Genomic DNA, 12,712 nt, shown 5'->3' on the forward strand with positions numbered 1-12,712 from the left:
CCCTCCGTCCCCTTTTTCATGCGTTCGGCAGTACCACGCGCTTGCCATCCACCGTTGGCCGGTTGATGTAGAACAGGCCGGGGCCCGGCCGGTACGGCAGCTCGCTGACGCCGGCGTCGGCAGCGTAGGTCAGTGCGGTGTCGCCCAGCGCGTCGAAGTTCCAGTGCGCCGACTGCATCAGGTAACGCCGTCGCAACAGCGCCTCCTGCGTTTGCGTCAGTGGCTGTCCGGCCACCAGTCGTCGTGCGATCGGTTGCAGGGCCGACGGCAGTTCCCAGCCGGGGACCGCGTTGGCATTGGCCGTCCATTGCACGCCGGCATCGATGGCATGCTGCTGCATTACCTGAAGCGCGATCAGCTGGTAGCGCCAGTCGATGCGCCGGCGCAACACCACGGCCGCCGTCACGTACAGCACCGGTGACAGCACTACGCTGCGGCTGCCGGCGCGACGCTGTTGCTGCCACTGGTGCCAGACATCCACCCAGACTTCCTTTTCGTCCAGGCCCAACTGCTGCCGCCAGCGCTCGGCGTCGGCCTGTGCCTCGGCGTAGGCCGTGGTCGCCTGCAGGATCGCCAGCGGTGGCGTCTGGTACTCGGCCACGCTCGGGCGGCGCAGCAGCTGCCGGCGCGGGCGACTGAGCAGCTTGGGCCCTTCTTCGAGCTGGTTGTAGCCGCCGCCGATGTTGGCGTGTACGCCGGGCAGGGCGATCTCGGTGAACGTTGGCGCCACGCTGGTCAATGGATAGTGCTGGCGATGCTCGTCACGCGCGCTCAGTTGCAGCACTTGCCTGGCAACGCCTGCATGCAGCGCGAGATGAAGTTGTTCGTCGGTGCGGCCACCGCTGACCGCAACCACCGTGTCGAACAGGCCGATGAAGCGCAGCGGCGGAGCGGCCGGGGCGAAGTCCGTTGTGCAGGACAGGCCAGCGGCCTGCAACAGCTGCCGCCAGCGGGTGCGATCCCAGGCCTGCAACTGGTTGGCCACATCGCGCGCGGCGGCCGCACCCCGTGAAAAGCCAAACAGATCCAGCTGCACGCCACGCAGTGGTCGCTGCCAGCGCGTAGCGAGTGCACCCAGTGCCGCCGGCAGCAGCAGCTGCAGCGCGCGCTGCACTTTGGCGCGCACACCGCTGGCGCCAATGCCGAACGCCAGTCCGATCAGGTCGTCGTCGGCGTCATCGCGGGTACCGACACCTTCCACGTAGATCGACAGGGAGGGGCGCGCCGATGTCCCGCTGCGGCTGTCCGGGTACAGCTGCTGCAGGCGGGCGATGTTGGTCAGGCCATTGTCGTAGCTGCTGGTCAACCGGCTCTGGTAGGTCGAATCGTCATCCGCACGCAGCTGCGCCGGGCGCGGTTGCGGCAGCTGGGGCCTGCCACGGGCGAGGTTGTGTGCGTTGTTGCGGGTGCCATCGAAGAACAGCCCGATCCGCAGCAAGCCGACCTCTTCGTCCGTGTCCTGCGATGGTGCCATGTGCATTCCCCGTCGTGGCTGCGTCACGGTAGCGCGAAAGCGGTGTCTTGGCGACGTGTAGTAACGCTTTTGACCTTACTTAACCCAGATGCGGTCGATCACAAATCCTGATTTTCACTTCTCTCGCCTATTGAATTCACACGACCGGCGCAGGCCATATGACCAGACCCGGCAAACCGGGTCGTGCTGCATCAACGCTGTTCACATCATTCAAGGAGCGACGCAATGTTGTCCAGATCGATTGGCAAAGCGGCAGGTGGCCTGGTGTTGGGTTTGTCGGTGGCAGCGGCCGCACATGCGGCACCATTGTTCGAGCCGGTGACGGTCATCAGCCGCGCATCGGCAAACAGCGAGCCCGCACTGGGCAAGCTGCTGGCCACCCCGTCCACGGCGACGGTACAGGAAGTGCGTGTCGATGCAGCAGCTACTGCACAACCGCAGCTGGAATTCGAACTGCTCGGCCGGCGGGTGCAGGCGGTGCGCAGCAAGGTCGAAGCACTGCCCGATGGCGGCAGCATCTGGTACGGCCAGTTCCGTTCGCCCTCGGACAAACTGACCGCGGCTACCTCCAACGGCCAGGACGACCCCGGCAATTCGCTGATCCTGGTGCGCTCGGGCGACACCGTCACCGGCTCGATCCGCAAGGATGGAAAGCTGTATCGCCTGCGCCCGTTGGGCAACCGCCACGTGCTGGTGGAAGTGGATGAATCGCGGATGCCGGCCGACCATCCGGCAGACTACAACCAGCTGCCGAAGATCCCGATGGGCAACAACGATCGCATCGGCATCGCGCAGGCATCGTCCGGTACGCCGGCGACCATCCGTGTGCTGGTGGTGGCGACCAATGCCGCCGTCGCCGCCTATGGCGGCAACATGCAGTCGCTGGTGCAGCTGGCGGTGGCCGAGTCCAACCAGGGCTACGGCAACAGCAACGTCGGCCTGACGCTGCAACTGGCCGGTTACGAGACCACCAGCTACAGCGAGTCTGGCAACTTCACCACCGACCTGTCGCGTTTCCGTGGCACCAGCGACGGCTACATGGACAGCATCCACACCAGCCGCAACACCACCGCGGCCGATGTCGGCGTGCTGCTGATCAACAACAGTGCCTACTGCGGCCTGGCCTCGGGGATCGGCTCGACCGCGTCGACGGCGTTCGCGGCGGTGTACTGGGATTGCGCGACCGGCTACTACTCATTCGCGCATGAGATCGGCCACCTGCAGAGCGCGCGGCATGACATCGCCACCGACCCGAGCACATCGCCCTACGCCTATGGCCACGGCTACCGCTATGAGCCGTCCAGCGGCACCGGCTGGCGCACGATCATGGCCTATAACTGCACCCGCAGCTGCCCGCGCCTGAACTACTGGTCCAACCCGAACATCAGCTACAACGGCATCCCGATGGGCAATGCCAGTACCGCTGACAACCAGCGAGTGCTGGTCAACACCAAGGCCACCATCGCGGCCTTCCGCTGAGTCTGTACTGTCCGCGGCCGCCTTGTGCGGCCGCGGATTTCCTGCCGGCGGGAATTACCCGCGGGGCAGGGTATCCAGCGACCAGCCGTTGGCATCCACACGCAGCACCGAACCCTGTTCGTACCAGTCGCCCAGCACGATGCGGGTGCAGGCGCGCCCGCCGGCCTGCAGCGTGTGGATCGCCGGGCGGTGCGTGTGACCGTGGATCATGGTGTCCACGCCGTGGCGGACGAAGGTTGCATCGACTTCGGACGGGGCGACGTCGGTGACGGTCTCAAACTGCGCGCGATCGCCCTGCTTCATTTCCGACTGGCGGGCCTGGCTCGCCTCGCGCGCCTTCTGCGCGAAGGCGATGCGTGCGGCCAGCGGCTGCGACAGGAACTGCGCCTGGAACACCGGGTCGCGGGTCTGCGCACGGAACTGCTGGTAGGGGATGTCATCGGTGCACAGCAGGTCACCATGCTGCAGCAGCACCGGGCGGCCGTACAGCTCGATCACGCACGGGTCGGGCAGGATGCGCAGGCCGGCACGGCGCGCATAGTCCTCGCCAAGCAGGAAATCGCGGTTGCCGCGGATGAAGTACACGGGCACGCCGCTGTCGGACAGCACCTTCAACGCATCGGCCACCGCATCGGCGGCCGGAGAGGGCGTGTCGTCGCCGATCCAGGCCTCGAACAGGTCGCCGAGAATGTACAGCGCATCGGCGCCGGGCGCCTGCTCGCGCAGGAAGCGCAGGAACAGGTCGGTGATCTCCGGACGGCTGGGGTCCAGGTGCAGGTCGGAAATGAACAACGTGGTCATGCCTGCATTCTAGGCCATCAATGATGATGGTAGCGCCGCGGGAGTCGCGCGGTCGGATCGCATTTCCGGCGGAAAAGCGATCTGATCCCTGGGCTACACCGGCAGCGGCAGCCAGGTCAGGCTGGCCGAAGCCAGCAGGACGGCGATGCCCGTGGCGGCGAGCACGTCGGAAGGATAGTGCAGGCCCAGCACCACCCGCGACAGCGCGACACCGAGGGTGAACGGTACCAGCAAGGGTGCCAGCCAGGGGTAGTAGGCCAGCGCGACGATGGTGAACGACACTGCGTGCAGGGTGTGCCCGGACGGGAAGCTGAATTCGTCCAACGGTGCCACCCAGGCGCGGATGCGAAGATCGGCCGCGTAAGGCCGCGGACGCCGCGTCCAGCGCTTGAGGCCCTTGTACAGCAGCAATGCGGCCAGGCCGGTGGCGGCCATGTGCACCGAGGCGCGCAGGCCATCGAAGCCATCCAGCACCACCAGCGCAGCCATCAGCACATACCAGAACACGCCATCGCCGAGACGGCTGATGGCCGAGAACAGGCGGCGCACGCGGCGGCGCCGGCAGTAGTGGTTCGCCCGCCGGCACAAGCGCGCCTCGCGCCCTGCCAGCAGTTCAAGCGGCGTGGTGCGCATGGCCGCTCCTCCGCGACTGCGCAAGCTCGGCCAGCAACGCATCGAACTCGGCCACCACCTGCTGTGGATGCAATCGCTTCATCGCACGTGAGGCATTGCCGCCCAGTTCGTGGCGTTTCGCGTCATCGGCGGCCAGTTGCACGGCGGCCTCGATGAACTGCTCGTCGCTGTCCACCGCTGCGCCGTTCTCGCCGTTGCGCAGGTACTCACGCGCGGCGCCGTAGTCGAAGGCCACGGTGGCCACACCGCTGGCCATGCTTTCCAGAGTCACGTTGCCGAATGTCTCGCTGCGGCTGGGGAACAGGAACAGATCGCCGCTGGCGAAGTGGCGGGCCAGCGCATCGCCGCGCTGGATGCCACAGAAGATGAAATCGGGATTTTCATGTGCCAGCTTCTCGCGGGCCGGGCCGTCACCCACCCATACAAAGCGTGCCTTGGGCCGGATCTGCTGCAGGCGGCGGAATGCCTTCACCGCCAGGCCGAGGTTCTTTTCGGCAGCAATGCGGCCGACATGGATCGCCACCAGGCCGTTGCCATCCACGCCCCATTCCTCGCGCAGTGCAGGGTCGCGCCGGCCTGGATCGAACTGCTGGCTGTCCACCGCACGGGCCAGCAGGCGCACGCGTTCGAAGCCCTGTTCGCCGAGGAACTGCTGTAGTTCGCGGGTCGGCACCAGGGTAGCGTCCGCCTGGTTGTGGAAGCGGCGCATCCAGCGCATGGCCGCGGCCTGCAGCCATGCCACGCCATAGTCGGGCAAGTACTCGTCGAAGCGGGTGTGGAAGCCGCTGGCCACCGGAATGCCGAGGCGACGTGCGGTACGCAGTGCCGACCAGCCGAGTGGACCTTCTGTGGCGATGTAGACCGCATCCGGACGCTGATTCTGCCAATGGCGGCCCAGCCGGATCGGGGCTGGCAGGCCGAAGCGCAGGCCGGGGTAGCGGGGCAGGGCAGCGCCGGGAACCAGCAGGGTGCCGGGTGCCGAATCCAGCGCTTCGGTGGACTGGCGGGGGCGGACGAGGTCGATCTCGTGTCCGGCTGCACGCAGACCCTGCTCCAGGCCCTGTACGGTGAGGGCGACGCCGTTGACTTCCGGCGGATAGGTCTCGGTGACGATGGCATAGCGCATGGCGGGCCTCCCGGTTTCCGGCATGCTCGGGCCTGGCGATGTAGCCGACATGACCGCTTTGCGACCGTCAGATGACGGGGGCGCCGGCCACCGAAGGGGCGCTGCGGCCAACAAAAAACCACGGCCCCGAAGGGCCGTGGTCCTGGTGCTTCATGTCACAGCGCGATGGATCAGAAGCGCTGCTGGTACTTCATGTAGACGAAGCGGCCGATGTCGTAGCCACCGTAGTACGAGAAGGCCGAGTTCGGCTTGCTGTACATGATCGGGCCGGTCTTTTCGAACACGTTGTTGGCACCGACCGACACGGTGGCATCCCACGGCAGCGAGTAACGCACCTGCACGTCGTGGAAGGTGACCGCACCACGCTCGTTGTAGTTGCGGGCGCCCTTGTACCACGGTGCATACACACCCGGATCCGAGCATTCGTCCGGGTACAGCGCGATGTTCGAGCAGGTTTCCTTCACGCCCGAGTAGTAACGCGCGGTCCAGCTCGCGCCGAAGTTGCCCCGCTCGTAGCCCAGCACCAGGTTGGAACGGACGCGGAAGGCGCTGCCGATGCCGTTGGTGACGATCGGAACGATCGAGTTGTCGTTGGAGGTGCGGTAGGTCGCACTGGACACGTAGGTGGTGGCCGAGTTCACGTTGAACTTGCCGAACCGGGTGTCCAGACGGTAGCTCACGTCCAGGTCGTAGCCTTCGGTTTCCATGAAGCCCGCGTTGCGGTTGCCGAACTTCAGGTTGGTCACGATGCCGGTCACCGGGTCACGCTGGAAGCGCGAGCAGCGCGCTTCGATGCCCGACTCGTAGCAGTCCTGCAGGATCTGGGTCGGCGTGTCGGCGATGATCGTGTTGTCGATGCGGATCTTCCACCAGTCCAGCGAGGCGTTGAAGCCCTGGATGAAGCTCGGGCTCCAGACCAGGCCCAGGGTCTTGCTGGTCGAGGTTTCCGGCGTCAGCAGCGGGTTGGACCCGGAGGTGAACGGCACCGGGGTTGCGTCCGTCGACGTGTTCACCGGGGTGCCGCCCTGGCGCAGCTGGCGGAAGGTATTCGCATTGGCGATGTCGCGTGCGCAACGTGCACGGACTTCGGCGCTGGAGGCCGAGGAACCGAAACGGGTGTCGCACGGATCGCTGAACTGCGCGAAGGTCTCCGAACCACCACCGAACAGGTCGCTGATGGTCGGTGCACGGAAGCCCTCGGCCCAGGTGCCACGCACCATCAGCGAGTCGATCGGCTTCCACTTGAAGCCGAACTTGCTGTTGAGCGTGTTGCCGAAGGTGTTGTAGTCCGAGAAGCGGGTTGCGCCATTGAAGGTCAGTTCCTTCGCGCCCGGCAGGTCGGCCAGCACCGGAACGTTCACTTCCAGGTAGGCCTCGTTGACGGTGTAGTCACCGCCGGTCGGGCCTGCGGCCAGGTTGGTGGTAGCGCCGGTCTGGGCCAGGGCATCCGGGGTGTACTTGCCTTCTTCCTTGCGGCTTTCCACGCCGAAGGCGAAGCCGAGATCGCCAGCCGGCAGGGTCACGATGCTGCCAGCGATGTTGGCAAAGAAGTTCTTGGAGGTGGTGCGGCCCTTGGTGATCTCTTCCGGGAACAGCCACGCCTGCAGTTCTTCGTTGCCGTACAGGCCATCGGCAGCCGTCGTGCCATACGGCACCAACGGGTTCCACGGCTTGCACACGTCATAGGAGATCGGTGCAGCTGCAGTACCGCACTGTACCTTGCCGGTGGCGGCGTTGTAGAACGACGGGCCGACGCCGCCGGCGACGCGACCCTTGTGCAGGTTGCCGGTGGCCACCGATTCCAGCTCATTGCGGTTGTACTGGTAGCCCACTTCCCAGTCGAAGTAGCGGCTGCCGATCTCGAACGAACCGTCGAACGACGCCACCGCGCGGTAGGTCTTCAGCTCGCTGGTGGTCACGCGCGGCACTTCCCAGGTGCGGCGGTTCCAGGCCACGGCGGTCGGGTTGGCGTAACCGTGCTGGCGGCCGAACGGGTTGAAGTAGCTGTTGATCGACATCGAGCCGACACCGGCGGTGCTCGACTGCAGCGGATAGCCCGCGATCTGGCGGGTGGACTCACGCTTGTTGTAGCCCAGCTCGGTGCGGAAGTTGACGCTGTCGGTGATCTTGAAGCGGCCGTCGAAATAGACCGAGTCGCGCTTGACCGGATACATCACATGCATCTGGTCGTTGGCGTTGCTCACGTCACCGGTGAAAGGCGTGGTATCGGTGAGGTGGTAATTGGCCGGGTTGGTGGGATCCGCGCCGCGGTTGAGGGAATAGCCGCAACCCGCAGTGGCGGTACAGCCCGGGCCGCGCAGACCCGTGAACTGGCCGTACTGGCTGATCGTGGTCCAGTTGCTGCTGTCGTAAGGATGGCGATCGGTCATGCCGTACTTGCTGAAGCCGCGATCGCGCGCCCACACGCCCTTCTCTTCGGCATGCTCGGCCGACAGGGTCAACGACACGCGCTCATTGCTCCAGCCGGCGACCACGTCGAAGCGGTCGCGGGCACCGTCGCCCTGGCTGTACTGGCCGTGGTAGACGTTGGCAGTCACACCAGTGACATTGGAACGGGTGATGATGTTCACCACACCGGCCATGGCGTCGGAGCCATAGATCGCAGAGGCGCCGTCCTTCAGCACCTCGATGCGTTCCACGGCGGACACCGGCAGCGTGGAGATGTCCTGGTAGCCGGACGTGCTGATGCCCAGGCGCTTGCCGTTGACCAGCACCAGGGTGCGCTGGGTGCCCAGGTTGCGCATGTCGATGTAGGTGCCGCCCGCGTTCTCGCCTGCGGTCAGCGCATTGGCGCGGCTGATGGTCGGGCTGCCCATCGCGGTGACGTTCTGCAGGATGTCGGCAACCGAGCTGAACCCCTGCTTTTCGATGTCGTTGCGGCTGATCGCGAACACCGGCTGTGCGGTTTCCACGTCCACCTGGCGGATGCGCGAGCCGGTGATCTCGATGCGGTCGAGGTTGGTCGGGTTGGCGTTGCTGCCTTCCTGGGCAAACGCGGGCAGCGCTGCCAGCGCTGCAGTGGTAGCCAGGGCGTAGCGGATGGCCTGCCCCAGTGCGGTGGTGCGTGAAGTCATGGCGAGCTCTCTCTCTCTCAGGTCGTGCACAGGACGCCAAAGGGGGCGTCGAAGGAGCCAGCAGGGTCGATGACCGAGCCGGTGACCCGATAGTAGTCTCGTTAGTTAATGCTCTGTAAAGAGTTCGTATCCATTCATGTCACGCGGCCGCGCCAGCCTTCACAAAACGTGAACAAAAGCAGGCGCTTACGTGATGGCAGCGATGGCCCACAGCGCGCCGTTGTGGTGCGGAGCAGCACAAAAAACCGCCAGACTGCGCAAAGTGGGAGTGGGAAATGCGTCACCTCGGTTGTCCTGTGGACAACAGCGGACAGCGTATTCAGGCCACGAACGGGCGGAACTGGATGCCCAGCCCGGCGATGCCATCGGTCTCGCCGATCAGGTCCGCGCGCAGCAGCGGGCGGGCATCGATGAAGGCCTGCGGCACGATCAGCGACAGCCGGTTGTCGTCGGCGGTCAGTTCCAGTGCCGGCAGCGGATCGTCTTCGTGGGCGCGATTGAGCAGCACCGCCAGCCGCAGCAGGGCCGCCAGCCGGCGTGCGGTCAGCAGCAGTCGCTCGGGCAGGGCGTCGAAGGCGGTCTTGGTCACGCTGCGGCGGTGGCTGCGCACCAGAGCCGCCAGCATCTGCTGCTCCTGGCGCGAGAAGCCGGCGATATCCGAGTGTTCCAGCACATAGCTGCCATGCACGTGGTAGCCGCTGTGCGCGATCATCAGGCCCAGCTCGTGCAGGCGCGCGGCCCAGCCGAGCATGCGCGCATCGTCGGCATCGAGCCTCCAGCGCTCCTGCACCTGTTCCAGCAGGGACAGCGCGGTGTCCTGCACGCGCTCGGCCTGGACGGTATCGATACCGTAGCGCTGGCTGAGCGCAGCCACCGATTCGTCACGCAGGTCGTTCTCGCCGGCGCGGCCGACGATGTCATACAGGATGCCTTCGCGCATCGCCGCCTTGCTGACCAGCAGTTTCTGCAGGCCCAGCGCCTGGAAGGCCGCTTCCAGCACCAGGATGCCGCCGGCGATGATCGGGCGGCGGTCGCTGGACAGGCCCGGCAGCTGGATGTCGTCGATCTTCTTGGCCTTCAGCAGTTCATCGCGCAGCTGCGGCAGGGCCTCGGCGGTGATGGCGCCCTTGCTCAGCTTCATCGTCGCGCAGATCTCGCTGATCGCCTTGTGCGTGCCCGAAGAGCCCAACGCTTCCTGCCAGCCCAGCGCGCGGTACTTGCTGGCGAAAGGCTGGAACTCGCGGCCAATCTCGGCCAGCGCGTCCTTCCAGCGCTTCTTGCTCAGCTTGCCGCCGGGGAAAAAGCGCCGGGTGCTGGCGATGCAGCCGGCCTGCAGGCTTTCGCGCTCCAGGGTCTGCATGCCCATGCCGATGATGAACTCGGTGGAGCCACCGCCGATGTCGATCACCAGCCGGCGCTGGCCGGGCTTGGGCGGTTGCGCGTGGGCCACGCCCAGGTAGATCAGGCGCGCTTCTTCGCGCCCGCTGACCACTTCGATGGCATGCCCCAGTGCGGTTTCGGCCGGTACCAGGAACGACTGCGGCGAGCGCAGCTGGCGCACGGTGTTGGTGGCCAGCGCGCGCACCCGGTGCGGCGGCACATTGCGGATGCGCTGGCCGAAGCGGGCCAGGCATTCCAGTGCACGTTGGCGTGCAGCGGAAGAGAGACCACCTTTGCCATCCAGGCCATCGGCCATGCGCACCGTCTCGCGCAGGCGGTCGATCACCCGCAGCTGGCCGAGCGTATAGCGCGCGATGACCATGTGGAAACTGTTGGAGCCAAGGTCGATGGCGGCCAGCAGGTCGCCATCCTGCAATGCGGGCGGAGTCGTGGTGGTATGCGGCATGGACGAATGTTAGCCGAAGGGGCGGTGTGCTCGTCACCGCGCGGCCTTCACATTTTGGAAGAGGGCGTGCCGCAGGACTGCAAGGGGTCAGATCCCTTTCCCGCAGGAAAGGGATCTGACCCCGTGGCGATCGAACCCCGACCAGCGGTCGGGATCTACCGGGGCAGGGTCAGAGCCCCTGCATCAACGCCATCTGCGCCGAATGCGGGGCTTCGTCGTGGGCTGGGGCACGCTTGTGGTAGATGCCGTGCGCGTCCAGTTCCCAGGCGTTGAGGTTGTCGTCAAGGTAGTTCTGCAGGACTTCGCGGTAGACCCGCTTGGCCAGTTCCGGATCGAGGATCGGGAAGCAGGTCTCGACCCGGCGCAGCAGGTTGCGTTCCAGCCAGTCGGCGCTGGCGCAGTACATTTCCGGTGCGCCGTCGTTGCCGAACCAGTAGACGCGGCTGTGTTCCAGGAAGCGGCCGACGATCGAGCGCACGCGGATGTTGTCCGAGATGCCCGGCACGCCCGGTCGCAGCGTGCAGGCGCCGCGGATGATCAGGTCGATCTGCACGCCGGCCTGCGACGCGGCGTACAGCGCGCGCACCACCTGCGGTTCGTTCAGTGCGTTCATCTTGGCGATGATCCGCGCCGGGCGGCCAGCGGCGGCGATGCGCGTCTCGCGCTCGATGCGGCCGAGGATGCCGGTGTGCAGGGTGAAGGGCGACTGCAGCAGGCGCTTGAGCTTCATCTTCGACGCCAGCCCGGACAGCTGCTGGAACAGCAGGTGCACGTCATTGCCGATGTCCGCATCGGCGGTGATCAGGCTGATGTCGGTATACGCGCGGGCGGTGCCGCTGTGGTAGTTGCCGGTACCCAGGTGCACGTAGCGGCGCAGCTTGCGGCCCTCGCGGCGCACGATCAGCAGCATCTTGGCGTGGGTCTTGTAGCCGACCACGCCGTACACCACCTGCACGCCGGCTTCCTGCAGGCGATCGGCCAGGCCGAGGTTGGCTTCTTCGTCGAAGCGGGCGCGCAGTTCGACCACCACGGTCACGTCCTTGCCGTTACGCGCGGCCTGGATCAGCGCATCGACGATCAGTGAGTCCTTGCCGGTGCGGTACAGGGTCTGCTTGATCGCCAGCACGTTCGGATCGATTGCCGCCTGCCGGATCAGGTCCAGCACTGCGGTGAAGGCGTCGAATGGGTGGTGCAGCAGCAGGTCCTGGCGCGCCACCGTCTCGAAGATGCCGTCACTGTCGCGCAGCGTGCGCGGGGTCATCGGCGGGTATTTCAGGTCCGGTTGCGCGATCAGGTCGTACAGCTGGATGATGCGGTTGAGGTTGACCGGGCCATCGATGCGGTACACCGCGTTCTCGGTCAGGCCGAAATTCTGCAGCAGGGTCCGCACGATCTCGCGCGGCATGTCGTGCGCGATCTCCAGCCGCACCGCTGGCCGGTAGCCGCGGTCGACCAGTTCGTCGCGTAGTGCCAGCGCCAGGTTCTCCACTTCCTCCTCGTCCACCACCAGCTCGGAATTGCGGGTGACGCGGAACTGGTAGGCGCCCTGGACTTCCATGCCCGGGAACAGCTCATCGACGAAGGTCGACAGCACCGACGAGAGGAACACGAAGTTCTGGGGCCCGCCGAGCTTTTCCGGCAGCTGGATGATGCGCGGCAGTGAGCGCGGCGCACGCACGATGGCCAGGTGGCCGGCGCGGCCGAACGCATCGGTGCCCTTGAGCACCACCACGATGTTCAGCGACTTGTTGAGGATCTTCGGGAACGGGTGCACCGGGTCCAGGCCCAGTGGCGACAGCACCGGCATGATCTCGTTGCGGAAGTAGGCGCGCAGCCAGCGCTTCTGGCGGTCGGTCCAGGAGTGGCGGCCGAGCACGCCGATGCCGGCCTCCATCAGCGCCGGCCGCAGCGTCTCGTTCCAGCAGCGGTACTGCTGGTCCACCAGTTCGGCGGCGCGGTCATGGATGGCGCTCAGGATGGCCTGCGGGCTCATCCCGTCCGGTGCGGGTGGCAGGCCGTACTCCTGCGCGTGGCGCACGGCGGCGGCGCGGATCTCGAAGAACTCGTCGAGGTTGGTGCAGGAGATGCACATGAAGCGCAGGCGCTCCAGCAGCGGCACCTGCGGGTCCATCGCCTGGGCCAGCACGCGGAAGTTGAAATCCAGCTGTGACAGTTCGCGATTGATGTACAGCGCCGGGTCACGCAACGGATCGTTGTCCGGGCTCACGGGGAGGGGGAGGGATCCGAGGCTGCTCATG

General features: G+C 66.1%; 8 protein-coding genes. 1 reads left to right on the plus strand and 7 read right to left on the minus strand.

From position 1 onward, the window contains the following. Nucleotides 1-16: 16 nt before the first annotated feature. Nucleotides 17-1,474 carry a T6SS phospholipase effector Tle1-like catalytic domain-containing protein gene (locus AC5P8U_RS18850; RefSeq protein WP_447897241.1) on the minus strand — a complete coding sequence of 486 codons (1,458 nt, stop codon included), beginning with the start codon at nucleotides 1,472-1,474 and terminating at the stop codon, nucleotides 17-19. A 225-nt stretch (nucleotides 1,475-1,699) separates the two neighbouring features. On the opposite strand from AC5P8U_RS18850, the gene AC5P8U_RS18855 reads away from it, so the two are divergent. Beyond that, nucleotides 1,700-2,953: a M12 family metallo-peptidase gene (locus AC5P8U_RS18855; RefSeq protein ID WP_069138938.1), complete on the plus strand. Its 1,254-nt coding sequence runs from the start codon at nucleotides 1,700-1,702 to the stop codon at nucleotides 2,951-2,953. 54 nt (nucleotides 2,954-3,007) lie between these two features. Here the strand turns inward: AC5P8U_RS18855 and lpxH are convergent, their stop codons facing one another. The 6 genes from lpxH to ppk1 all read right to left on the minus strand — a co-directional run bounded on the left by lpxH (nucleotide 3,008) and on the right by ppk1 (nucleotide 12,711). After that, on the minus strand, nucleotides 3,008-3,754 hold the full coding sequence (gene lpxH / locus AC5P8U_RS18860) for a UDP-2,3-diacylglucosamine diphosphatase (protein WP_447897240.1): 747 nt from the start codon (nucleotides 3,752-3,754) through the stop codon (nucleotides 3,008-3,010). Nucleotides 3,755-3,847: 93 nt separating this feature from the next. Continuing rightward, nucleotides 3,848-4,387, minus strand: coding sequence for a phosphatase PAP2 family protein (locus tag AC5P8U_RS18865; protein ID WP_065185789.1), 540 nt, complete (start codon nucleotides 4,385-4,387; stop codon nucleotides 3,848-3,850). After that, the gene (locus AC5P8U_RS18870) at nucleotides 4,368-5,513 is read right to left on the minus strand and encodes a glycosyltransferase family 4 protein (protein WP_088496502.1); all 1,146 of its coding nucleotides are present in this window, start codon (nucleotides 5,511-5,513) and stop codon (nucleotides 4,368-4,370) included. The genes AC5P8U_RS18865 and AC5P8U_RS18870 overlap by 20 nt, the downstream gene beginning before the upstream one ends. Before the next feature lie 170 nt (nucleotides 5,514-5,683). Continuing rightward, nucleotides 5,684-8,608, minus strand: coding sequence for a TonB-dependent receptor domain-containing protein (locus tag AC5P8U_RS18875; protein ID WP_072168271.1), 2,925 nt, complete (start codon nucleotides 8,606-8,608; stop codon nucleotides 5,684-5,686). A 319-nt stretch (nucleotides 8,609-8,927) separates the two neighbouring features. Then, nucleotides 8,928-10,454 (minus strand): exopolyphosphatase, encoded by a 1,527-nt coding sequence (gene ppx / locus AC5P8U_RS18880; protein ID WP_005415458.1) that lies wholly within the window; start codon nucleotides 10,452-10,454, stop codon nucleotides 8,928-8,930. 169 nt (nucleotides 10,455-10,623) lie between these two features. After that, nucleotides 10,624-12,711 (minus strand): polyphosphate kinase 1, encoded by a 2,088-nt coding sequence (gene ppk1 / locus AC5P8U_RS18885; RefSeq protein ID WP_053500783.1) that lies wholly within the window; start codon nucleotides 12,709-12,711, stop codon nucleotides 10,624-10,626. Nucleotide 12,712: the final 1 nt, after the last annotated feature.

The sequence above is a fragment of the Stenotrophomonas sp. YJH_SMC_81 genome, from assembly GCF_059370875.1.

Bases quoted from the DNA above. Each gene is read 5' to 3' on its own strand.
- AC5P8U_RS18850 (WP_447897241.1), bottom strand. From the start codon at position 1,474: ATGGCACCATCGCAGGACACGGACGAAGAGGTCGGCTTGCTGCGGATC.
- AC5P8U_RS18855 (WP_069138938.1), top strand. From the start codon at position 1,700: ATGTTGTCCAGATCGATTGGCAAAGCGGCAGGTGGCCTGGTGTTGGGT.
- lpxH (WP_447897240.1), bottom strand. From the start codon at position 3,754: ATGACCACGTTGTTCATTTCCGACCTGCACCTGGACCCCAGCCGTCCG.
- AC5P8U_RS18865 (WP_065185789.1), bottom strand. From the start codon at position 4,387: ATGCGCACCACGCCGCTTGAACTGCTGGCAGGGCGCGAGGCGCGCTTG.
- AC5P8U_RS18870 (WP_088496502.1), bottom strand. From the start codon at position 5,513: ATGCGCTATGCCATCGTCACCGAGACCTATCCGCCGGAAGTCAACGGC.
- AC5P8U_RS18875 (WP_072168271.1), bottom strand. From the start codon at position 8,608: ATGACTTCACGCACCACCGCACTGGGGCAGGCCATCCGCTACGCCCTG.
- ppx (WP_005415458.1), bottom strand. From the start codon at position 10,454: ATGCCGCATACCACCACGACTCCGCCCGCATTGCAGGATGGCGACCTG.
- ppk1 (WP_053500783.1), bottom strand. From the start codon at position 12,711: ATGAGCAGCCTCGGATCCCTCCCCCTCCCCGTGAGCCCGGACAACGAT.